Raw genomic sequence first — 23267 nt, 5'->3', positions numbered from 1 at the left:
GCGTTTTCGTTTCTTGCGGGATAGAGAGAGCAGGACATGGGCCTCTCCATCGGCATCGTCGGCCTCCCGAACGTCGGGAAGTCCACCCTCTTCAACGCGCTGCTCGGCGCCGCGCAGGCGGCGGCCGCCAACTACCCGTTCTGCACCATCGAGCCGAACGTGGGGGTGGTGCCGGTGCCGGACGCGCGCCTCGACGCGCTCTCGGCCCTGTTCAAGCCGAAGAAGACCACCCCGACCACGCTCGAGTTCGTGGACATCGCCGGCCTCGTCGCCGGCGCGTCCAAGGGCGAGGGGCTCGGCAACCAGTTCCTCGCGAACATCCGCGAGGTGGACGCCATCGCCCACGTGCTGCGCTGCTTCGAGGACCCCGACGTCGTGCACGTTGCCGGCAAGGTGGACCCGCGCGGCGATCGCGACGTGGTCGAGACCGAGCTGATGCTGAAGGACCTCGACTCGGTCGAGAAGAAGCGCGAGCGCGCGCTCAAGAACACCAAGGCCGCCGGCAAGGCCGGCGAGCTGGCGAAGCTCGAGGTGGCGGCGCTCGACCGGGTGAAGGCGGGGCTGGAGGCCGGCACGCCGGTGCGCGCCCAGCCGCTCTCCGACGAGGACCGCGCCGCGGTGAAGGACCTGTTCCTGCTCACCTCGAAGCCGGTGCTGTACATCGCGAACGTGGACGAGTCGCAGCTCGGCAAGGAGGCCACCGACCCGAGCATCCTGGCGGTGAAGGCGCTCGCCGACGCCGAGGGCGCGCCCATGGTGGAGATCTCCGGCAAGGTGGAGTCCGAGCTCGTCGAGCTGGCGCCGCCGGAGCGCGCCGAGTACCTCGCCTCCCTCGGCCTCGAGGAGCCCGGCCTGCACCGCCTGGTGCACGCCGGCTACCGGCTGCTCGGCCTCATGACCTACTTCACCTCCGGAGAGGACGAGTGCCGCGCCTGGACCGTGCGCCAGGGCTCGCGCGCGCCGCAGGCGGCGGGCGTCATCCACACCGACTTCGAGAAGGGCTTCATCAAGGCCGAGGTCATCCGCATCGAGGACCTCCTCGAGCTGAAGACCGAGGCCGCCTGCCGCGAGAAGGGCAAGCTGCGCATCGAGGGCAAGGACTACGTCGTCCAGGACGGCGACGTGATGCACTTCAGGTTCAACGTCTGACGGGGCTGCGCCCCGCCCCACGGAGCGGAGCTCCGCGGGGCCCCACCCTGCTGCGCGGGGCCCGTGACCTCGCGCGCCCGCCTGCGCGGGCACGCGCGAGGTCCCCGCGGGTGCGGCTTTGCCGCGCTGGGTCTGCGCGCCTCAGCGCGCCGCCCGCGCGCGGACGTTCGCGATCCGCACCGCCAGCCTGAGCGCCGCGATCATCGAGGCGGCGCTCGCCTTGCCCTTGCCGGCGATGTCGTAGGCGACGCCGTGGTCCGGGCTGGTGCGGACGATGGGCAGCCCCAGCGTCACGTTCACCGCCGGATCCCCGCCCACCGCGTCGAGCAGCTTCACCGGGATGAGCCCCTGGTCGTGGTAGAGCGCGACCACCGCGTCGAACTCGCCCAGCGCGGCGCGGAAGAACACCGAGTCGGCCGGGAACGGGCCGGCCGCGGGCGCGCCGGCGGCGCGGGCCGCCTCGAGCGCGGGGGCGAGCAGCCGCGACTCCTCGTCCCCGAACGCGCCCTCCTCGCCCGCGTGCGGGTTGAGCGCGGCGAGCGCGAGGCGCGGCCGGGCGATGCCGAGGTCGTCGCGGAGCGCGCGGTGGGTGATGGCGAGCGTCTCGACGATGCGCGGCACGGTGAGCGCGCGCCGCAGCCGCGAGAACGCGACGTGGTTCGTGACGAGCGCGATGCGGAGCCGGTCGCCGGCCAGCATCATCACCGAGCGGCGCACGCCGCAGGCGGCCTCCAGCCACTCGGTGTGACCCACGAACCCGGGCAGCGCCCGCGCCACCTGCGCCTTCGACACCGGCGCCGTGCACATCGCCGCCGCGGCGCCCTCGCGGACGGCGCGGAAGGCGGCCTCCACGTAGGCGAGCTGGGCCGCGCCGGCCTGCGGCGCGGGGCGGCCGGGCCTGAGCTGGGCGGCCGGGAGCGCGGTGGTGGCGACGAGCGCGCCGCCCGGCGGGAGCGGCGCGCCGGGCTCCACCACCGGCAGGCCCAGGTCGCCGAGCGCGCGCGCGAGCACGCGCCGATCGCCGAACACCAGGGGGACGAGCTCGCCGCGCAGGGCGCGGAGCGCGCCCGCGGTGACCTCCGGCCCGACGCCGGAGGGGTCGCCGAGCGAGATGGCGATGCGCGGGCGCCCCGCGCGGCTCACGGCCGCAGCTCGGGGAGCTTCACGTCGATGAGCGCGTCGCGCCGGAGCTCGGCCACGTACTGCTGCCGGTAGTTCTCGGCCTGCTCCTCGCCGAGCCGCTGCCGGATCTCCTCGCGGGCCTGCTCGAAGCTCTTGCCGCCGCCGCGCCGCCGCTCCTCGACCTTGAGGATGTGCACGCCCGGGCCCGCCTCGACCAGCCCGGAGATCTCGCCGGTCTTCAGCGCGAACGCGGCGTCCTCGAGCGTCCGGTGGATGGTGCCGCGCTTCAGCCAGCCCAGCTCGCCACCCTCCTCGGCCGACGGGCCGCGGGAGACGGCCTTCGCGACCGCGCCGAAGTCCTCGCCGGTCTTGAGCCGCTGCAGCACCCGCTGGCCCTCGGCGCGCGCCTGGGCCTGCGCCTGCTTGCCGCCGCCCTCGGGGAACGGGATGAAGATGTGGCGGACCCGCACCTCGTCCTCGCCGTCGAACTCCTGCGGGTGGGACTGGTAGTAGTTGCGCAGGTCCTCCTCGGACGTCTTGATCTTCCCGGCCACCTTGTACTGGAGGAGCGAGAAGTTCTGCAGCTCGCGCCGGATGCGGGTCCGGTAGTCGGCCATGGAGTAGCCCTCGGAGGCGAGGGCGGACTCGAGCTGCGCGTCGGTGAAGCCGTTCTGCTTCTTCACGCCCTCGATGGCGTCGTCCACCTGCTTCTCGGTGACCTCGATCTCGAGCTCCTTCGCCTTCTCGGCGAAGAGCTTGTCCGAGACCACCTGGTCGAACGCGCGCCGGAGCGCCTCGGCGCGGGCGCGGTCGCGCTCCGGGCCGGCGGGGAGCGCGTCGGCCGCGGCCAGCCCGAGCGCGGCGGCGCGCTGCTCCAGCTCCTGCAGCGTGACCACGTCGCCGTTCACGATGGCGGCCACCCGGTCGAGCACGCGCCGCGGCTGGGCCGCGGTGGCCGGAGGCGTCGTCGCGGCGGGCGTGGCCGGCGCGGCGCTGGAGAGGGTGACGGCGAGCAGCGCGAGGGAGAGGTTCAAGGGGTCACCGCGGCGAGGGCCTTCTCGTCGATCTCGATCTGGGCGCGCTTGCGGAGGGCCTCGAGGTACTCCGCCTGCGCCCCGGCCCGCTTCTCGCGGCCGAGCTTCTCGGCGATCTCGGCGCGCGCTTGCTCCAGCGTGCGCCGCTGCGCCGGCTTCTTCTCCACCACCTTGAACAGGTGGAAGCCGTACGGGGACGGGGTGACGTCGGAGATCACGTTCACCGGCAGCGCGAAGCAGGTGTCGAACACCTCCGGGAACCCGGAGCCGCGCCCGATGAAGCCGAGGTCGCCGCCGCCCTTGCCCTCGGGGGCGATGGACGAGCGGCGCGCCACCTCGGCGAACGTCTGCGGGTTGCGGCGGAGCTTCTCGCGCACCTGGGCTGCCTCTTCGCGGGACGCGACGACGATCTGGAGCACGTGCACCCGCTCCGGCTCCTGGAACTCGGCGCCGTGCTCCGCGTAGTAACGCTCGACCTCGGCGTCCACCACCTGGACCTGCGGGAACACCTCCTGCTCGAACAGGCGCTCCACCGTGAGCTGGTCCTTGAGGCGGGCCTTCAGCTCGGCCTGGCTGAGCCGCTCCTGCGCGAGCAGGTCGTCGAAGTGCGTGCCGGGGTACTCCGCCCGGAGGCGGAGGAAGGCCCGCTCGACCTGGTCCTGGCCGACCACGATCGAGCGGGCGCGCGCCTGCTGGAGCAGCAGCGCGCGATCGACGAGGTCGTCGAGCACGCGCCGCCGCAGCACGTCGCCGGCGGCCGGCGCCTGGCCCTCCGCGCCCGCCTGCGCGTCGCGCAGCTCGCGCGCGAGCGCGTCGGGCGGGATCGGCTCCCCGTTCACGACCGCCACCGCGCCGGGCGCGGGGCGCTCGCCGGAGCGAGCGCCGCCGCAGCGGCCGCAGCCGGCCGCGAGCGCGGTCGCGATCAGGATGGGCGCGAGGGCCGGGCGCACGTCACTTCGCCGGGGCGGGGGCCGGGGCCGGCTGGGCCGGCGCGGCGGCCGGGGCGGGCGCGCCCATGGGGCGGGGGCCGGCGCCCATGGGGCCGTGGCCGCCGGGCATCATGCCGGGCATCCCGGGCATGCCGCCCATGCCGGCCGGCGCGGCGGCCGAGACCTCCACCGCCTCGAGCGCCTTCTCGTCGATGCTGACCTTGGCGTCGTCGCGCAGCTTCTTCAGCCAGGCGTCGAACTCCTTGGTCTTCTTCTCGCGGTAGAGCTTGGTCTGGATCTGCGGCTTCACCTGCTCGAACGTCCGGTTCAGCTCGTCCTGCTCGCCGGTGCCCTTCACCAGGTAGACGCCGTTCGGGGTCTCGAGGACGCCGCTGGTCGCGCCGGGCTGCAGGTTGTACGCGACGTCGGCGAACTCCTTCGAGTACGCCTTCTCCAGGTCCTCGCGCGTCTTGAAGCCGAGGTCGCCGGCGGTGGCCTTGCTGGCCGCGTCCTCGGAGAACTCGTTCACGAGCTGCGCGAACGCGAGCGTGTTCTTCTTCTCCTCGGCCTTCAGCTTCGCGAGCGCCTTCTTCGCGAGGGCGACCTTGGCGGCGCGCTCCGGGCTGCCGGCGGGCGCGTTCCACACGATCGCGGCGAGGCGCACGCGGCGCGGCCGGTAGTACTCGGCCTTGTGCTCGTCGTAGTACTTCTGCAGGTCGGCCTCGGGGAGCGCCTCGGCGGCCGCGCCGCTCGCGTCCTGGAAGTTCTTCTGGACGAGCTTCTGGACCATCACCTTCTTCAGCGTGAGCTGGACCTCGGGGTCGTTCGCCAGGCCCTGCCGCTCGGCCTCGCGCGCCAGCACCTCGAACCGGACCAGGTTGTCGAGGAACTCCTTCTTGCGCTCGAGCGTGGAGTAGCGGGCGCGGATGAACGGCGACTGCTCGTCGAGGCGCGCCTTCAGCTCGCCGGCGGTGATGGTGAACCCGTTGCCGGTGGCGACGGCGGGGCCGGACTTCTTCGAGTCCTTGGACTGCGGCTGGCAGGCGGTGGCCGCCAGCGCGACGAGGCCGAGGAGGGCGATGCGACGCAGCATGGTCGATGCTCCTTGAGGTGTGGAAAGGACCTGGGGTGCGAACGCGCGGGGCGCCTGCCGTGTTCCCCCCGGCGAGCGGCGGAGCGCGCGCTTCCGAGCCCCGGAAAAGAGCACGGAACGGGGCGCCGATCAAGGATGCGCCGGGCCGGCCGGCACCGCGGAAATCCGGCGTGGCGCCGCCCGCTTGGACCCCGGGTGCCCCTCACTCCGCGCGCGCGCAGCGCGCCAGGCCGGCGAGCACCTCGCGCACCGCCTGCAGCAGCTCGCGGCCGCTCGCGGCCTGCATCGCCGGCGAGGGCGCCGCGGCCGGCGGCGGCTGGGCGCGGCGGGCGGCGTCGGCGGCCACGCGGCGCTGTGCCGCAGCCTGCCGCGGGCTCTGCCGCGCCGCGGCGCCCTTCGCCGGGCGCGCCGCGACGGCCTTCGGCGCCGGCGGCCCGCCGAGCTGCGCCACCAGCTTCATGTCCGGGGTGAGCCGGAGCGCGCCGGCCGAGGCCTGCACGTGCTTCGCGAGCTGGAACGGGTCGAGCGCGGCCGACTCGCCCAGCGTGAGGACGAGCCGCCCCGGCCCGGTCTCGAGCGCGCGGATGCGCAGCGCGCGCAGCCGGACCTTCACCGCCATGACCTCGAACAGCGCGTCCACCTCGTCCGGCGGGTCGCCGCAGCGGTCCACCATCTCGGCCCGGACCTCGTCGAGGTCCTCGTCGGTGGAGGCCTGCGCGAGCCGCTTGTAGAAGAACAGCCGCTGGTGGACGTCGGGCATGTACGGGTCGGGGATGAACGCCGGCACCGGCAGCTGCACGTCCGGGTCGATCTCCTCGCGCGGCGCCTCGCCCTTCAGCTCGCGCACCGCCTCGTCGAGCAGCTCCTGGTACAGCTCGAACCCCACCGCCTCGATCTGGCCGGACTGGTCCTTGCCGAGCAGGTTGCCCGCGCCGCGGATCTCGAGGTCGTGGCTCGCGATCTTGAAGCCGGCGCCCAGCTCGCTGAACCGCTGGAGCACCTCGAGCCGCTTCTGCGCGTCCTTCGTGACCGGGCGGCGCGCCGGCACGAGCAGGTACGCGTAAGCGCGCTCCCGGCTTCGGCCGACGCGGCCGCGGATCTGGTAGAGCTGCGCCAGGCCGAAGTGGTCGGCGCGGTTCACGATGATGGTGTTCGCGCTGGGGATGTCGAGGCCGGACTCGATGATGCTCGTGGCGAGGAGCACGTCGAGCTCCTTGTCCACGAACTGCGTCATGACGTGCTCGAGCTTCCCCTCGCCCATCTGCCCGTGCGCGACGCCCACCCGCGCCTTCGGCACGAGCTCGCCGAGGAAGCGCTGCATGGCGTGGATCGAGCGCACGCGGTTGTGGACGAAGAACACCTGCCCGCCGCGCTTCAGCTCGGTCTCGATGGCCTCCTTCACCGCGGCCGGGTCGAACTTCATCACGAAGGTGCGGATGGCCCGGCGGTCCTCCGGCGGCGTCGCGATGATGGAGAGGTCGCGCACGCCGGCGAGGCTCATGTGCAAGGTGCGGGGGATGGGCGTGGCGGTGAGCGTGAGCACGTCCACGAGCTTGCGCAGCTTCTTCAGGCGCTCCTTGTGCGCGACGCCGAAGCGCTGCTCCTCGTCCACCACCACCAGGCCCAGGTCCTTGAACGACACGTCGGCCGCGAGCAGCCGGTGCGTGCCGACGAGGATGTCCACCTTGCCGTCGGCGGCGGCCTTCAGCGCCCGCTTCACCTCGTCGGCGGTGCGCATGCGCGAGACCGCCTCGATGCGCACCGGGTAGCCCTTGAACCGCTCGCGGAACGTGCGCTCGTGCTGGGCCGCGAGCACGGTGGTGGGCACGAGCACCGCCACCTGCTTCTTCGCGAGCACCGCCAGCATGGCGGCGCGCATCGCCACCTCGGTCTTGCCGTAGCCCACGTCGCCGCAGACCAGCCGGTCCATGGGCGCGGCCGCGGCCGGGCCCTGGCGGCCCTTGCGCATGTCGCGGACCACGTCCTCGATGGCCTTCGCCTGGTCGGGCGTCTCCTCCCAGGGGAACTCCGCCTCGAACTCGCGGAACAGCTCGTCCGGCTCCGGGTAGGCGAAGCCGGGGTGGGCGGCGCGGGCCGCGTAGATGTCGAGCAGCTCGGCGGCCATCTTGAGGAGCTGCTCCTTCACCCGCGCCTTGCGGAGCGCGAAGGAGCTGCCGCCCAGCCTGTCGAGCCGGATCGTCTCGGGCGAGGCGCCGGTGAACTTCTGCACCTGGCGCAGCTTCGCGACCGGCAGGTAGAGCCGGTCGGCGCCGTCGTAGGCGAGGACGAGGAAGTCGCCCTCCACCCCGCGGATCTGCATCTTGGTGAGGCCCAGGTACTTGGCGATGCCGTGCTCGACGTGCACGACCAGGTCGCCCTCGTTCAGCTCGCGGAACGCCGCCGCGAACGCGTTCTCCTCGGCGGCGCGGCGCGCCTTCTTGCGCACGCGGCGGCCGAAGATCTCCTCGTCGGAGACCACCGCCAGGCCCGCGGCCGCGTCCACGAAGCCGGCCGAGATCTCGCCGGCGAAGACGTGCACGTGCACCGCCGGGTCGTAGAGCTCCCGCGGCGCGCCGGGCGGGCCGGTATGGACGCGCGAGTGCTGGCGCCGGTCCTCGAGCAGGCGGCGGAGGCGCTCGGACGCCGACGCGGTCCCGGCCGCCACCACCGCCGCGATGCCGCGCTTGCGCCAGTCCTCGAGCCGCCGGGTGAGCGGGGCGAGCGCGCCCTCCTCGCCGTGCGCGCCCTCGATCTCGGCGCGGATGCCGGCGGTCTCCTCGAGCGCGACGCGGATGGGCTCCTCGGTGCCGAGCCACACCTGGTGCCGGACCACCGTCGGCAGCGCCAGCGCGCGGGCGCGCGCCTCGGCGCCGGGGAGGAAGTGCGCCGCGGGCGGCAGCACCAGCTCCTCGCGGTCCAGCGCGGCGGCGTGCTCGCGGGCGAGCGCCTCGTCGAGCTCGGCGAGCGCGTCCTCCACCGCCGCGACCCCGTCCACGTAGACCGCGGTCCCGGGCGGCAGGTAGTCGAACAGCGTGCCGAGGCCCCCCGGGTGGAAGCCGGGGAGCAGCGCCTCCAGCCCGAAGAACGGCGTGCCGGCGTCGATGGCGTCGAGCACCTCGCGCACCCGCGAGGTGGGGCGGTTCACCCGCTCGGCGACCTCGCGCACCGCGGTCTTGGCGGCCTCCTTGCCCTCCTCGGTGAAGAGCGCCTCGCGCGAGGGGCAGAGCAGCACCTCCTCCACGTCGCCCTCGCTGCGCTGGTTGGACGGGTCGAACGCGCGGCAGCTCTCGATCTCGTCGCCGAAGAACTCGAGCCGCACCGGCCTCGGGTCGGCCGGGCTCCAAAGGTCCACGATGCCGCCGCGGACCGCGAACGTGCCCGGGTCCTCGACGAGCGGCGTGCGGGCGAAGCCGAGCAGCACGAGCTTCGCGGCGAGCGCCTCGCGGTCCACCTCGATGCCCTTGCCGAGCAGGTCCGAGCCGGCCTCGAACACCCGCCGTGGCACGGTGCGGCGCGCCAGCGCGCGGGCCGAGACCACCACCGCCTTCGCCTGCTCGGGGGCGAGGTGCAGGCGCGCCAGCGCGGCGAGCCGCTCCATCTCCACGCCGCGGTCGGGCGAGAGGTCGTCGTAGGGGAGCACCGCGTCGGCGGGGACGCGGAGCACCGCGCCCTCGCCCAGGAAGAAGGCGAGGTCGCGGGCGAGCGCGTCCGCCTCCTCCTCGTCCGCCGCCACCGCCAGCACCGAGCGGGCGCGGCCCGGGCCGGGGGCGAGCAGGTCGCGGACCAGGAGGCCGCGCGCGGCCCCCACGAGGCCGGTGACGTCGGCGCGGCGCTTCTCCTCGAGGGCGCGGCGCACGCGATCGCGCGCGCTCGCGCCCGGGGTCTCTCCTGTTGCTGCGGTCATGGCGGGGCTCGGAGCGGGCGGCATATTAGGGGCGCGGGCGGGTGCTGTCACGGCGAACGGCGACGGCGCCGCGGGTGCGCGCTTCCGGCGCGGGGCCACGGGACGGGGAGCGGCGCGCGGCGGATGGGACGGGACCCCGGCGGGAGGAAAGCGGAGGCGCCGGGCTGCGATCGACCTTCGCCGCGCCCGCACCCCCGAGGTCGCGGGGCCGCGTCACCGGCCGGGGACTTCGGAGGTGCGCCCGCGCCGATCCTCGTCGCGCCCGGCGCCCGCCGTGGAAATAGTGTAAGCCCGCGGCAGGACGCGCGCTCGCGGGACGCGGCCGTTCCTTGATCGACGTGTGGGCGGCCGGTACACTCGACGCGCTCCTCGATTGCTGGCAGAGGGACCCCGTGCGGTACCCGCATCCACGCCTCGCATCCACCGCGGCGCTCGCCGCGCTTCTGCTCGCCGCCTGCGGCGGGGCGGAGGAGCCGCGCCCGAGCGAGGACGCGGCGCCGCTCGTCTCGACGCTCGCGACCGCGCCGTCGGGCGGCGCGGAGCGGCTGCGGGCCGGCGAGGTGGCCGCGGCGCGCGCGTCGTTCGAGGCGGCGCTCGACGCCAGCCCCGACCAGCTCGGCGCGCTGAACGACCTCGCCGTCTCCTACCTCGTCGAAGGCCACCCCGACGCGGCCCGCCGCCTGCTCGACGAGGTGGTCTCCACCGGCAGCCCGCCGGAGCAGCAGGCGGCGCTGGTCAACCTGGGCGAGCTGTACGCGCTGGAGGGCTACCTCCCGGCGGCCCAGGCGCACCTCGAGACCGCCCGCGACATCGACCCGGCTCGCCCGGGGCCCTGGTACGCGCTCGCGATCCTGGCGGACGCGCGCGGCGACCTGCCGGGCGCCCGCGCGGCGCTCCGCGAGGCGCTCCGGCTGGACGCGGACGGTGCGGCGAGGGCCGGATTCGCTTACGTCTACGCCGAGGAGCGCGTGCACCTCGAGGCCCTGATCGCCGAGCAGGCGGGCGATCCGGCCGGCGCCGCGGCCCGGTGGCGGGAGCTGTCGCAGGGGCGGTTCCCGGTGCTGGCCGGGGCGGCGCAGCGGCACCTCGCGGGCGAGTAGACGCGGACAAGGCGATGGCCACGGCGGACGAGCTGGACAGGCGGGAGCGCGAGATCCTCCGCGCGCTGGTCCAGGACTACATCCACACCGGCGAGCCGGTCGCGAGCCAGCCGCTCCTCTCGCGGCACGAGCTGGAGTGGTCGCCGGCCACGGTGCGGAGCGTGATGGCCGACCTCGAGGCGCTCGGCTTCCTCGAGAAGCCGCACGCGTCCTCGGGCCGGATCCCCACCGAGCGCGGCTACCGGCTGTACGTGGACACGATGCTGAAGGTGCGGCCGCCCAGCCCGGCGGACCGCGACCGGATCGAGCGGCTGGCCCAGGCCGCGCCGGACGTGTCCTCGCTCATCGAGGGCACCGCCGACCTGCTCCACTCGCTCTCGCACCACGCCGGCGTGGTGACGACGCCGCGGCCGCAGGCCGACCCGGTGCGCCAGCTCGAGTTCGTGCGCCTGCGCGAGAACCGCGTGCTGGTGGTGTTCGTGTCCGCGGCCGGGATCGTCACGAACAAGCTGGTGCAGCTCGAGTTCACCATGGAGCCGGCCGAGCTGGAGCGGGCGGCGGCCTACCTGAACGAGAAGCTGCACGCCCGCGCCGAGGCGGCGGAGCCGGAGCTGGCGGCGCTGCGCGCGGCCATCCTCGGCGACATGCGCGCCGACCAGAGCGCGCTCCACGACCTCCTGCAGAAGGCGCTCGTGCTCGCCGAGCAGTCGTTCGCCGCGGCCGGCGTGGAGAAGGTGGTGATGGAGGGCGAGTCGAGCTTCCTCGACGCGCCGGAGTTCTCGGACGTGCAGAAGGCCCGCGCGCTGCTGCGCGGCTTCGCCGAGAAGGACCGGATCCTGCGCGTGCTGGATCGCGTGCTCACCGCGCAGGAGGTCCAGATCTTCATCGGCGCGGAGAGCGAGTTCGCGACCGTGCCGGACGTGTCGGTGGTGGCGGCGCCCTACGGCCGCGGCGACCGCGTGCTCGGCACGCTCGCGGTGGTGGGTCCGACGCGCATGAACTACGCGCGGGTCATCCCGCTCGTGGACCTCACCGCGCGGCAGATCTCCCGGGCGCTCGCGGCGCTGTCCGAGGGCGGCTGAGCGAGCACCCGCCGGGGCCGCGGCGGCGCGCCCCGGACGCGGGCGGATCGCCTTGTTCGCGGCGGCGCCCGCGTGCCGTGATGCGGGCTCCCGGTCCGGGGGCCCTCCGGGCCGCAACTCCGCTCGATCACGGCGAAAGAGGCGATGGCAGAGAGCCACGAAAAAGGCGCGTTCCAGGCGGACATCCCCGCGAACGCGGTGGAGGAGGCGCTCCGCTCGGTGGAGCGCATCTCGCACGGCGAGGAGGCCGCGGCCGGCCAGCCCGCCGGGGCGGGCGAGCCCGGCGTCGAGCTCACGCCCGAGGTCGAGGGCGCCCCCGCCGGCGACCCGGCGGCGCTCGCCGCCCGCGTGCAGCTCCTCGAGGCGCAGCTCGAGCTGTCGCAGTCGAAGGCGCGCGAGACGCTCGAGCGCCTGAAGGACGAGCACGAGCGGCTGCTCCGCGCCGCCGCCGACCTCGAGAACTTCAAGAAGCGCGCGGCGCGCGAGCGCGACGAGGTCCAGAAGTTCGGGAGCGAGCGGCTCCTCAAGGACCTGCTCCCGGCGCTGGACGGCCTCGACCGCGCGCTCGCGGCTGCGGCCGACGAGGACCCGCTCGCGAAGGGCGTGCGGATGGTGCGCGCGACGCTGGAGCAGGCGCTCGCGAAGCACGGCGTGAAGGGCTTCTCCGCCATGGGCGCGCCGTTCGACCCGGCGCTGCACGAGGCGCTCATGCAGGTCCCCACCGCGGACGCGGCCCCGGGCACGGTGGTGCTCGAGCACGCGCGCGGGTTCACCCTCAACGACCGGCTGGTCCGGCCCGCCATGGTCGGGGTCGCCGTCGCGCCCCCGCCCGCCGCCGCGCCGCCGGCGGACGGCGACGCCGGCCCGGAGTAGCGGCCGCGCCCGCCCCACGGGAGCCGGAGCCCACGAGATGAGCAAGGTCATCGGCATCGACCTCGGGACGACCAACAGCTGCGTCTCGGTGATGGAGGGCGGCGAGGTGGTCGTGATCCCGAACAGCGAGGGATCGCGCACCACGCCGTCCATGGTCGCGTTCACCGAAGGTGGAGAGCGCCTGGTCGGCCAGATCGCGAAGCGGCAGGCGATCACCAACCCGGAGTCCACCGTCTACGTGGTGAAGCGGCTCATCGGCCGCAAGTTCGGGGACGCCGAGGTGCAGCGGTCGGCGGGGCTCGTGCCCTACCGGATCGTGGCGGCCGACAACGGCGACGCCTGGGTGGACGTGGGCGGCAAGGGCTACTCGCCCGCCGAGATCTCGGCCATGGTGCTGGCGCGGATGAAGCAGACCGCGGAGGACTACCTGGGCGAGCCGGTCACCGAGGCGATCGTCACCTGCCCGGCCTACTTCAACGACGCCCAGCGCCAGGCCACCAAGGACGCGGGCCGCATCGCCGGCCTGAACGTGCTGCGCATCATCAACGAGCCCACCGCGGCCGCGCTCGCCTACGGCATCGACAAGCAGCAGGCGGGCAAGTCGGAGCGCGTGGCGGTGTACGACCTCGGCGGCGGCACGTTCGACATCACCATCCTCGAGCTGAACCAGGGCGTGTTCGAGGTGAAGGCCACCAACGGCGACACGTTCCTGGGCGGCGAGGACTTCGACCAGCGGCTCATGGACTGGCTCTCGAAGCGGTTCCAGGAGCAGAACGGCATCGACCTGCGCCGCGACCGCATGGCGCTGCAGCGGCTGAAGGAGGCCGCCGAGCGGGCCAAGCACGAGCTGTCCAGCGCCGGCGAGACCGAGGTGAACCTCCCGTTCATCACCGCCGACGCGACCGGGCCGAAGCACCTCGCCGAGACCATCGACCGCGCCACGCTGGAGGAGCTGGTCGGCGACCTGGTGGAGAAGACCATCGGGCCGTGCAAGACCGCGCTCAAGGACGCGGGCGTGGGCGTGGGCCAGGTGGACACGGTCATCCTGGTCGGCGGCATGACGCGCATGCCGAAGGTGCAGGAGGTGGTGCGCCGCTTCTTCGGCAAGGAGCCGCACAAGGGCGTCAACCCGGACGAGGTGGTGGCGGTGGGCGCCGCCATCCAGGGCGGCGTGCTGAAGGGCGAGGTGAAGGACGTCCTGCTGCTCGACGTGACGCCGCTGTCGCTCGGCGTCGAGACCGCCGGCGGCGTCTTCACGAAGATCATCGAGAAGAACACCACCGTGCCCTGCAAGAAGTCGCAGGTGTTCTCCACCGCGGTGGACAACCAGCCGCTCGTCTCGGTCCACGTGCTCCAGGGCGAGCGCGAGATGGCCGCCGACGACAAGACGCTGGGGCGCTTCGAGCTGGTGGGAATCCCCCCGGCGCCGCGCGGCGTGCCGCAGATCGAGGTCACCTTCGACATCGACGCGAACGGCATCGTGCACGTGTCGGCGAAGGACCTCGGCACCGGCAAGCAGCAGCAGATCCGGATCACCGCCTCCTCGGGCCTCTCCGAGGAGGAGATCCAGCGGATGATCCGCGACGCCGACGCGAACAAGGCCGACGACCGCGTGAAGAAGGAGCTGGCGGACCTCAAGAACAACGCCGAGGGGCTCATCTACACGACCGAGAAGAGCCTGGAGGAGTACGCCTCGGCGCTGAAGGAGGAGGACCTCGCCGAGATCCGCGCCGACCTCGACGCGCTGAAGGCGGTGCTGCCCGGCGCGGACCCGGCGGTGATCAAGGACGCGCTGACGCGCCTCGAGGGGTCGGCGTACCGGATCGCCGACGCCATCTACGCGCAGCAGGGCGGCAGCACCAGCTAGCGCCCGCCGGGCGTCCGCCCCCACGGCCCCCTGCCGCGCGGCGCCCGGCCCGCCGCGCGCGAATTGTCAGCGCCCGCCCGTGCGTTATATTCCGCACGGACCACGGGACTTCCTCACACAAATGGCCGGGAACACAGTGGAAAAACGCGATTACTACGAGGTCCTCGGCGTGGGGAGGGACGCGGACGAGCAGACCCTCAAGACCGCCTACCGCAAGCTCGCCCACAAGTACCACCCGGACAAGAACGAGGGCTCGAAGGAGGCAGAGGAGCGCTTCAAGGAGGCGTCCGAGGCCTACTCGGTCCTCTCCGACCCCGACAAGCGGGCCCGCTACGACCGCTTCGGCCACGCGAACGGCCAGGGCTTCGAGGACTTCGGCTTCGGCGGCGCGGCCAGCATCAACGACATCTTCGGCGACATCTTCGGCGAGATGTTCGGCGGCGGCCCCGGCCGGCGGCAGCGCGGCCGCGCCCGCGGCTCCGACCTGCGCTACCACCTCGAGCTCTCCTTCGAGGACGCCGCGTTCGGCACCACCGCGCGCATCACCATCCCGCGCCCGCGCGCCTGCGAGGTGTGCAAGGGCTCCGGCGCGAAGCCGGGCACCAGCCCGCGCACCTGCCCGACCTGCGGCGGCGCCGGCGAGATCCGCCTGACGCAGGGCTTCTTCTCGATCGCCCGCACCTGCCACCAGTGCCAGGGCACGGGGCGGGTCGTCGTGGACAAGTGCCAGAGCTGCGGCGGCGCGGGCGCCACCCGCGAGCAGGCCATCGTGGAGGTGAAGGTGCCGGCCGGCGTGGACACCGGCACGCGCCTGAAGCTCTCCGGGGAGGGCGAGCCGGCCCCGACCGCGGGCGGGATCCCGGGCGACCTGTACGTGGTCGTGCAGGTCCGCGAGCACGCCATCTTCAAGCGCGAGGAGACCGAGGTCCTCTGCGAGATCCCCATCTCGTTCACGCAGGCGGCGCTCGGCGCGCAGATCGACGTCCCCACCCTCGACGGGCCCACCAAGCTGCGGGTCCCGGCCGGCACGCAGAGCGGCAAGATGTTCCGGCTGAAGGGCAAGGGCATCCCGGCGCTGCAGGGCGGCGGCCGGGGCGACCAGCACGTCCGCGTGCTGGTGGAGACGCCCACCCACCTCACCAAGGAGCAGCGCGACCTGCTCGAGCGGTTCGCGGCGCTCTCCGGCGAGGAGACGAACCCGCAGGCGCGGACCTTCTGGGAGAAGGTGGGGGACATTCTGCGGGACAGGTAGGGCGCGGCTTCGCCGCGCGCGGGCGCACTCCTCCCAGGACTTTCTTCCACGCTCGCGCGTTCCGCAGTAGATCCCGAAGCCATGCGCGTCCTCGGCCGCCGGTTCCTGCTGCTGCTCGTCCTGTCGCTCGCCGGCTGCCCGAAGCGGGTGGTCGTGAACGGGCAGGAGATGGACGTCTCGCAGGCGGACGAGGTCGCCCGGGTCGAGCTGGCCCGGGTGCGCCAGGAGGTGGCCGCGCTGCCGCCGGAGCCGGGCGCGGACCGGCTGCTCGCGTTCGCGCAGCGCTTCCGCGGCGTGCCCTCGGCGGCGGACGCGCTGCACCAGGCCGGCGACCTGCTGCTCGCGGCCGGCAAGGCCGACCGCGCCGCGCAGGCGTACGGGACGCTCGTCTCCGAGTACCCGCTCCACCCGCGCGCCACCGAGGCGAAGTACGGCCTCGCGCTCGCCGACGTGCAGCGCGGCCACGCCGCCGACGGCCTGCGCACGCTCGCGTCGATCTACCCGCAGCTCGACCCGTCGCGCCGGCCGGAGGCGGCGGCGCGCGCCGCGGCGGCGGCCGAGGCGGCCGGGGCGTGGCCGGACGCGGTGCGCTGGCTGGGCGAGCTCGCGGACCTCACCCAGGGCGAGGAGCGGCGCGCGGTGCTGGCCCGCGGCGCCGACGCGGTGGACCGCCTCGCGCTCGCCGACGTGGACCGGCTCCGCCAGGAGCTGCCCCGCGACGCGCCGCTGCAGGAGCCGCTCGCCATGAAGGCGGCCCGCATCCACCTGCACCTGCGCGACTACCCGCGCGCGCAGGAGGCGGCGCGCGAGGTGTTCCTGCGCTGGCCGGCCGGCCCGTACGCGAAGGACGCGCGCGCCATCGTGGACCGCATCGCCCGGCTCACGTTCGTGCGCCCGAACGTGATCGGCGTGGCCGTCCCGCTGTCCGGCGACTACCAGCCGTGGGGCGTCGCGATCGTGCGCGCGGTGCAGCTCGCCGCCGAGGGCGGCGGGGTGCGGGTGGCGGTGCGCGACACGCGCGGCGAGCCGGACGGCGCCGCGCAGGCGCTGGAGGCGCTGGCGCTCGAGGAGGGCGCCATCGCGGTGGTGGGCGGCGTGACGAACGCCGAGGCCGAGCGGGCCGCGGCCACCGCCGAGGAGCTGCAGCTCCCCTTCATCTCGCTCTCGAAGCAGGAGGGGCTCACCGAGGCCGGGCCCCACGTCTTCCAGAACATGCTCACCGCCTCGGCGCAGGCGAAGGCGCTCGCCGACTTCGCCATGGGCCGGCGCGGCATGCGGCGCTTCGCGGTGATGTACCCGTCGATCACCTACGGCACCGAGCTCGCGAACGCGTTCTGGGACGAGGTCGAGGGGCGCGGCGGCGAGGTCCGCGGCGCCGAGACCTACGCGCCGGACCGCACCACCTTCACGCCGCTCGTGAAGGACATGGTCGGCAAGCTCCACCTCGACGAGCGCGGCGACTGGCAGGAGCAGCAGCGCGACATCGCCAAGGCCGAGAAGGACCCGTTCCGCCGCAAGAAGGCGCTCGAGAAGGCCCGCGACCGGCTCGCGCCGGTGGTGGACTTCGACGCCATCTTCATCCCGGACTTCGCCCGCAACGTGAAGCTCATCGCCCCGGCGCTGGCGGTGGAGGACGTCGTCACCCAGACCTGCCTGCCCGACGACGTGGAGCGGATCCGCAAGACCACCGGGCGCGCCGACCTGCGGCCGGTGCAGCTCCTCGGCGCGAACGGCTGGTCGAGCGACCCGTCGCTGTTCGACACCGCGCCCGGCGGCGCCGGCCGCTACGTCCGCTGCGCCATCTTCGTGGACGGCTTCTACGCCGGCTCCTCCCGCCCGGCCACCAAGGCGTTCGTGGAGGCGTTCGAGCGGCGCCACGCCGGCCAGGTGCCCACCATCCTCGAGGCGAGCGCGTTCGACGCGGCCGGGATGGCGCGCGCGCAGCTCGGCAAGGCGCAGACCCGCGACCAGATGCGCGACGCGCTCGCCGCGGTGCGCGGCTACGTCGGCGCCACCGGCGACATCACCATGGGCCCGCGGCGCACGCCGGAGAAGCCGCTCTTCTTCCTCACCGTGGACAAGGACGGGCTCCGCGAGCTCACGCCCGAGGAGCTGGCCGGGCCGGGCCCGGGGCAGCCCTAGGCGCGGGCGCCGGCGCGGCCCGCCGCGCCCTGGCTCGCCGAACGTTGGCCCGGGTCGCGGGCCGCCATTAGCTTACCTTCCGGATGGACGAGCTCGTGCTCCGACCGCGGCCGCGGAGCCGCTTCCCGGCGGCCAACCTGGCGCTGTTCCTCGCCACCCTGGCCACCACGCTGTGGGCCGGCTTCACGCTCTCGCCGCTCGCGCCGCTGGGCCCCACGCTCGGGCGCGTGCTCGAGGGCGGGCTCCCGTTCGCGGGCGCGCTCGTCGCCATCCTCTTCACCCACGAGATGGGCCACTACGTGCTGGCGCGCCGGCACCGGGTGGACACGACGCTGCCGTACTTCATCCCGGTGCCGTTCGGCGCCGGCACGCTCGGCGCGGTGATCCGCATCCGCTCGGCGCTCCCCTCGCGCAAGGCGACGCTCGAGATCGGCGCGGCCGGCCCCATCGCCGGGTTCCTGGTGGCGGTGCCGCTGCTCGTGTGGGGGCTCGCGCACTCCGAGGTCCACCAGGTCGCCGCCGGCGTGGCCGGCACGTCGGTGGCCTCGCCGCTCGACGCGCTCCGCGCCTGGATGGACGGGCGCGAGCTGTTCGGCCCCGACACCGGCGTGCGCGTCTACGGGGACAGCCTGGTGACCTGGGCCGCGCAGCGGCTGGTGTGGGGCACGCTGCCCGCCGGCCACGAGGTGTTCGTCCACCCGGTGGGCTTCGCCGCCTGGCTCGGCCTGCTCGTCACCACCCTCAACCTCGTGCCCATGGGCCAGCTCGACGGCGGGCACGTGCTGTACGCGCTGCTCGGCCGGCGCGGCGCGCGCATCGGCTCCGAGGTGGTGTCGGCGGGGCTGCTCGTGGCCGGCCTGACGCTGTCCTGGAACTGGCTGTTCTGGTGGCTGCTCACCCGCTTCCTCATCGGCGCGCGCCACCCGCCCCCGCTGCGGGACGAGCCGCTCGACGCCCGCGGGCGGGTCCTGGCGGTGGCGACGCTGCTCCTGTTCGCCGTCACCTTCGTCCCGGTCCCCATCTCGCTCTAGCGGCCCGGCCGGCCGCTCCGGCCGGCGGGGCTTTCGGCTAGACTCGCGCCCCCGATGCCCACCCCCGAGACCCCGCGCCCGGACGCACCGGAGCCCGCGCCCGATCCCGTCGAGGCCGAGGCCGAGGCCGAGGCCTGGGCCCGGGTGGTCGAGGCCTGGGACGACGAGGGCACGCACCGGGCGTACCTGGCCCGCTTCGCCGATCTCGAGGGGCTGGCCCTCGCCGGCGGGCGCTACCGCGCGGTGCTCGCCGAGCGCCCCGGCGACCCGATCGCCGCGCGCTTCCGCGACGAGGTGGTGAAGCGCGCCACCATCCAGGGCCTCGCGTCGCTGCCGCGCACCGTGCCGCCCCGGGCCGGGAAGCTCCAGCGCGCGCTCGTCGTCGCCGCGCTCCTCGCCCTCGGCGCCGCGGCCGCCTGGGCCGCGTTCCGCCTCGCCGCCCTGCTCACCGGGAGCCCGTCCTGATCCCCCTGCCCGCCCACCCCTCGCTCGACGCCATCCTCGGGCCCGGCGGACGCCTCGCCGCGGCGCTCCCCGGCTACGAGCACCGCGAGGACCAGCTCGAGATGGCGCGCGCGGTGGAGCGGGCCATCGAGCGCCGCGGCTACCTCGTGGCCGAGGCCGGCACCGGCACCGGCAAGACGCTCGCCTACCTCGTGCCGGCGGTGCTCTCCGGCCGGCGCGTGATCGTCTCCACCGCCACCAAGACGCTGCAGGAGCAGCTCTGGCAGAAGGACATCCCGCTGCTCCGCGACGCCTGCGGGCTCGAGTTCGGCGCGGCCTACCTGAAGGGCCGCTCCAACTACTTCTGCCTGGCCCGCGGCGAGGAGTTCGCCCGCGCCCCCACGTTCGCGGCGCGCGACGAGGCGGCGCTCTGGCCGCGCATCGAGGCGTGGGCCCGCCGCACCGAGACCGGCGACCGGAGCGAGATCGACCTCCCCGACCAGTTCCACACCTGGAAGGACCTCTCGGCCACCAGCGAGAACTGCCTCGGGCGCGAGTGCGCCCGCTACGAGGAGTGCTTCGTCACCCGCGCCCGCGCGCTCGCCACGCAGGCCGACGTCCTGCTCGTCAACCACCACCTGTTCTTCGCCGACCTCGCCATGCGCACCTCGCGCGCCGGCGTCGAGATCCTGCCCGAGCACGACGTGGTGATCTTCGACGAGGCGCACGCCGTCGAGGACGTCGCCACCGAGTACTTCGGGCTGCAGGTCTCGTCGTACCGGGTGGAGGAGCTGTCGCGCGACGCGCTGCGCGCGGTGGCGGACCGGCCCGACCTCGCCTCGATGATGCGGGAGACGACCGGCGAGCTGCGCAAGGCCGGCGAGCGGTTCTTCCAGGCGGTGGCGGACGGGCTGCGCCAGGGCGGGACCCCGGCGCGCGGCCGCGGCTTCGGGCCGCCGCCGCGGCGGCGCCGCGGCGAGGAGGAGGAGGGCGTGAAGGCGGCGCTCACCCCCGCGGTGATGGACGGGGCGCAGCGCGACCTCTCGCGCCTCGACGAGTCGCTGGCCGGGCTCCGCGAGCTGCTCGGCGACGCGGTCACGCCGGCGCTCTCGCAGATCGCCCGGCGCGCCGGCGAGCTGCGGGTCGAGGTGGCCGCGGTCACCGCCATGAAGGAGCCGTCGCGCGTGTACTTCGGCGAGGTGCGCGGGCGCGGCGTGTTCCTGCGGGCCGCGCCCATCGACGTCGCCGAGGAGCTGCGCGAGCGGCTCTACCAGCGCACCGACACCGCCGTGTTCACGAGCGCCACGCTCGCCGCGCAGGGGCGCTTCGACTTCTTCCGCCGGCAGGTCGGCCTGCTCCCGGAGCTGGAGGTGGAGGAGCGCCGGTTCGAGGGGCCGTTCGACTACGCCCGGCAGGCCGCGCTGGTCTCGCCGGAGGGGCTGCCCGAGCCGAACGACCCCGGGTTCGTGCGCGCCGCGGCCGAGTCCATCCGCGCGCTCACCGCCGTCACCGGCGGCCGCGCCTTCGTGCTCTGCACCTCGAACCGGAACATGAACGCGTTCCACGAGGCCTGTCGCGACCTGCCGTACCAGGTGCTGCGCCAGGGCGACCGGCCCAAGTCGCGGCTGCTCGACGAGTTCCGGTCCGAGCCGAGCGTCCTGTTCGCGACCGCGAGCTTCTGGGAGGGCGTGGACGTGCCCGGCGAGGCGCTCTCGCTCGTCATCATCGACCGGCTGCCCTTCGCGCCGCCCGGCGACCCGGTGATGTCCGCCCGGCTCCGCGCGCTCGAGGAGCAGGGCCGCGACGGCTTCTCCGAGCTGCAGGTCCCGGCGGCCGCGCTCGCGCTGCGCCAGGGCTTCGGGCGGCTGGTGCGGACCCGCGAGGACCGGGGCCTGGTGGCGGTGCTGGACCGGCGGCTCGTCACGAAGGGCTACGGCCGCGCCTTCCTCGCCACCCTGCCGCGCTGCCCGCTGCTCCGCACCGTGGAGGAGGCCCGGCGCTGGTGGCTGGGCGGGTAGCCGCGGTCCCCCGGCCGAGGGGAAGGAAGGCTCCCACCGGCCAGGCGCTCCCGAAGCGGGCGAGCGGGCGGCGGAAAGGTTCGGCCCGGCCGGTGATCGGCTAGGATGGCCGCCGCGGCCGCCGTCCGTGGCGGTGCGCCCCCACGCGCATGGTCCAGTTCAACGAAGACAGCCGGGAGATCGCGGTCAAGGTCGTGTACTACGGCCCCGCGCTGTCCGGGAAGACGACGAACCTCCAGTCGCTCTTCCAGAAGATCGACCCCAAGGTCCGCGGGCGCCTCATGACGCTCGACACCAAGGACGATCGCACCCTGTTCTTCGACATGATGCCGGTGTTCTTCCGCACCCGCGCCGGCGTGAAGGTGAAGCTGAAGCTGTACACGGTGCCGGGGCAGGTGATGCACGAGTCCACCCGGCGCATCGTGCTCCAGGGCACCGACGCGGTGGCGTTCGTGGCCGACTCGCGCCGCAGCGAGGCCGGGTCCACGCTCGCCTACTGGAACAACATGCTCGCGAACCTGGAGGCGAACGGGCTCGACTACCGGACCCTGCCCATCGTCGTCCAGCTCAACAAGCGCGACCTGCCGGACGCGCGCGCCGACCACGAGCTCGACGACCTGCGCAAGGTGATCCAGCCGCCGTTCGTGCCGGCGGTGGCCATCCGCGGCGACGGCGTGGTCGAGACGCTCTACCTCCTCCTGCAGCGCTGCTACCGCAGCCTGGACCGGGGCTTCGGCCTGGAGGCGGTCTGGCAGATCACCGAGAAGGAGTTCCTGGGCCAGATCTTCTCGCGCGTGGACCTGCGCGGCGCGCGGCTGCCGCCCGAGGCGACGGTGCCATGATCGGCGCGTCGTTCCTCAACCAGCGGATCCCGCTGTCCGACCTGCTCGACCTCCGCGCGTTCGCGGAGGTCTGCCACTCCTTCGCCGACCTGTACCGGATCGGCCTGAAGGTGTTCGACGAGGCCGGCAACAAGCTGGTGGACGTGAAGGTCGGGAACGCCGACTTCTGCGGCTACATCTGGTCGAAGCCGGCCGGCCGCGAGCAGTGCATGGAGACGGTGGGGCGGGTGAAGGCGGAGGCCGTGCCGGAGGAGCCGGCCGCGGTCACCTTCGCGTGCTTCTCCGGCTGCCGCTACCTCGTCCACCCCATCATGTACGAGGGCGACCTCATCGGCCGGGTGGTGTTCGGCCCGTTCGTGCCCGACGACCTCGCCGCGCTGCCGCCCGCGCTCACCGGCATCGCCGAGGACTTCGACGTCGCCCAGGCCACCGGCTACCTCGCGAAGATCCGCCGGGTGTCGGTGCCCACCGCCGAGAAGATCCTGAAGCACTTCATGGATCTCCTCGACGTGATGGTGTTCACCGGCCACAAGAACCTCATCGCGGCGAAGCTGCACATCGAGGCGGTCACCGACAGCTACCGCGAGCTGCAGGACAAGAACCAGAAGCTCGAGGACAGCTACGCGAAGCTGAAGGAGCTCGACCGCCTGAAGTCGAACTTCCTCGCCACCATGAGCCACGAGCTGCGCACGCCGCTCACCAGCGTCATCGGCTACTCCGAGATGATGCTGGAGGGCCTGGGCGGCCCGCTCACCGCCGAGCAGCGCGAGTACCTCGGCATCATCATGGAGAAGGGCGAGAACCTGCTCCAGCTCATCACCTCGATCCTCGACATCTCCAAGATCGAGGCGGGCCGGGTGCGGCTCGTGCTCTCCGAGGTGGACGCGGTCCAGCTCATGCGCGACGCGGTGGCGACGCTGCTCCCCATCGCGCGCAAGAAGGGGCTGAAGGTCTCCTGCGACCCGTCGCCCCTGCCGCGGATCCACGCCGACCGCGACAAGCTCCGCCAGTGCCTGGTGAACCTCTGCTCGAACGCGGTGAAGTTCACGCCGCCCGGCGGCAGCATCACCGTGAACGCCGAGGTGCTGCAGGGCGAGCGGCTCGCCATCCACGTGGTGGACAGCGGCATCGGCATCCCGGAGGAGCACCTCGCGAAGGTGTTCGACGTCTTCTACCAGGTGGACGGCTCCTCCACCCGCGAGTACGGCGGCGCCGGCCTCGGGCTCGCCATCGTGAAGAGCTTCGTGGAGGCGCACGGCGGCGAGATCCGCGTCCGCTCCGCGGCCGGCACCGGCTCGATCTTCACCGTGCTCCTGCCCATCCGCGCCACCCCGGCCCCGGCGCTCACGCCGGTGGGGCCGGCCCCGGCGGTGGGGCGCTAGCGC

General features: G+C 74.0%; 17 protein-coding genes. 12 read left to right on the top strand and 5 right to left on the bottom strand.

All coding sequences use genetic code 11. The features are described 5' to 3' along the window. Positions 1-36 precede the first annotated feature (36 nt). Positions 37-1149 carry a redox-regulated ATPase YchF gene (gene ychF, locus ADEH_RS22390; protein ID WP_011423382.1) on the top strand — a complete coding sequence of 371 codons (1113 nt, stop codon included), beginning with the start codon at positions 37-39 and terminating at the stop codon, positions 1147-1149. A 141-nt stretch (positions 1150-1290) separates the two neighbouring features. Here the strand turns inward: ychF and pdxA are convergent, their stop codons facing one another. From pdxA to mfd, 5 genes are all read right to left on the bottom strand, one after another. Next, positions 1291-2292 (bottom strand): 4-hydroxythreonine-4-phosphate dehydrogenase PdxA, encoded by a 1002-nt coding sequence (gene pdxA / locus ADEH_RS22385; RefSeq protein ID WP_011423381.1) that lies wholly within the window; start codon positions 2290-2292, stop codon positions 1291-1293. Beyond that, positions 2289-3305: a peptidylprolyl isomerase gene (locus ADEH_RS22380; protein WP_011423380.1), complete on the bottom strand. Its 1017-nt coding sequence runs from the start codon at positions 3303-3305 to the stop codon at positions 2289-2291. Before ADEH_RS22380 ends, pdxA begins: the two co-directional genes overlap by 4 nt. Next, a complete protein-coding gene (locus tag ADEH_RS22375) occupies positions 3302-4255 on the bottom strand; it encodes a peptidylprolyl isomerase (protein WP_011423379.1) in 954 nt (317 codons plus the stop codon). Before ADEH_RS22375 ends, ADEH_RS22380 begins: the two co-directional genes overlap by 4 nt. A gap of 1 nt (position 4256) precedes the next feature. Further along, entirely contained in the window at positions 4257-5327 is a 1071-nt protein-coding gene (locus tag ADEH_RS22370) for a peptidylprolyl isomerase (RefSeq protein WP_011423378.1), read from the bottom strand. Positions 5328-5529: 202 nt separating this feature from the next. Further along, a complete protein-coding gene (mfd, locus tag ADEH_RS22365) occupies positions 5530-9183 on the bottom strand; it encodes a transcription-repair coupling factor (protein ID WP_232287389.1) in 3654 nt (1217 codons plus the stop codon). A 440-nt stretch (positions 9184-9623) separates the two neighbouring features. Here mfd and ADEH_RS22360 point away from each other — a divergent pair, with 440 nt between their 5' ends. The 11 genes from ADEH_RS22360 to ADEH_RS22310 all read left to right on the top strand — a co-directional run bounded on the left by ADEH_RS22360 (position 9624) and on the right by ADEH_RS22310 (position 23264). Continuing rightward, a complete protein-coding gene (locus tag ADEH_RS22360; RefSeq protein ID WP_041453780.1) occupies positions 9624-10331 on the top strand; it encodes a tetratricopeptide repeat protein in 708 nt (235 codons plus the stop codon). 14 nt (positions 10332-10345) lie between these two features. Then, on the top strand, positions 10346-11413 hold the full coding sequence (gene hrcA, locus ADEH_RS22355) for a heat-inducible transcriptional repressor HrcA (RefSeq protein WP_011423375.1): 1068 nt from the start codon (positions 10346-10348) through the stop codon (positions 11411-11413). Between the two features lie 144 nt (positions 11414-11557). Then, entirely contained in the window at positions 11558-12286 is a 729-nt protein-coding gene (gene grpE, locus ADEH_RS22350) for a nucleotide exchange factor GrpE (protein ID WP_011423374.1), read from the top strand. 37 nt (positions 12287-12323) lie between these two features. Beyond that, positions 12324-14153 (top strand): molecular chaperone DnaK, encoded by a 1830-nt coding sequence (dnaK, locus tag ADEH_RS22345; protein ID WP_011423373.1) that lies wholly within the window; start codon positions 12324-12326, stop codon positions 14151-14153. Between the two features lie 136 nt (positions 14154-14289). Continuing rightward, positions 14290-15405, top strand: coding sequence for a molecular chaperone DnaJ (gene dnaJ, locus ADEH_RS22340; RefSeq protein ID WP_011423372.1), 1116 nt, complete (start codon positions 14290-14292; stop codon positions 15403-15405). 81 nt (positions 15406-15486) lie between these two features. Beyond that, a complete protein-coding gene (locus tag ADEH_RS22335) occupies positions 15487-17547 on the top strand; it encodes a penicillin-binding protein activator (protein WP_011423371.1) in 2061 nt (686 codons plus the stop codon). Positions 17548-17630: 83 nt separating this feature from the next. Further along, positions 17631-18578 (top strand): site-2 protease family protein, encoded by a 948-nt coding sequence (locus ADEH_RS22330; protein WP_011423370.1) that lies wholly within the window; start codon positions 17631-17633, stop codon positions 18576-18578. Positions 18579-18632: 54 nt separating this feature from the next. Continuing rightward, a complete protein-coding gene (locus ADEH_RS22325) occupies positions 18633-19043 on the top strand; it encodes a hypothetical protein (protein WP_011423369.1) in 411 nt (136 codons plus the stop codon). 101 nt (positions 19044-19144) lie between these two features. Beyond that, positions 19145-21040: an ATP-dependent DNA helicase gene (locus tag ADEH_RS22320; protein ID WP_011423368.1), complete on the top strand. Its 1896-nt coding sequence runs from the start codon at positions 19145-19147 to the stop codon at positions 21038-21040. A gap of 149 nt (positions 21041-21189) precedes the next feature. Then, positions 21190-21882: a GTP-binding protein gene (locus tag ADEH_RS22315; protein ID WP_011423367.1), complete on the top strand. Its 693-nt coding sequence runs from the start codon at positions 21190-21192 to the stop codon at positions 21880-21882. Continuing rightward, complete coding sequence (locus tag ADEH_RS22310; protein WP_011423366.1) at positions 21879-23264, top strand: ATP-binding protein; 1386 nt, start codon at positions 21879-21881, stop codon at positions 23262-23264. The genes ADEH_RS22315 and ADEH_RS22310 overlap by 4 nt, the downstream gene beginning before the upstream one ends. Positions 23265-23267: the final 3 nt, after the last annotated feature.

The organism is Anaeromyxobacter dehalogenans 2CP-C (genome assembly GCF_000013385.1).
GTDB classification, from domain to species: Bacteria; Myxococcota; Myxococcia; order Myxococcales; family Anaeromyxobacteraceae; genus Anaeromyxobacter; species Anaeromyxobacter dehalogenans_B.
The sequence above is the reverse complement of the archived record's forward strand: the minus strand, read 5'-3'. Positions and strand labels throughout refer to the sequence as shown.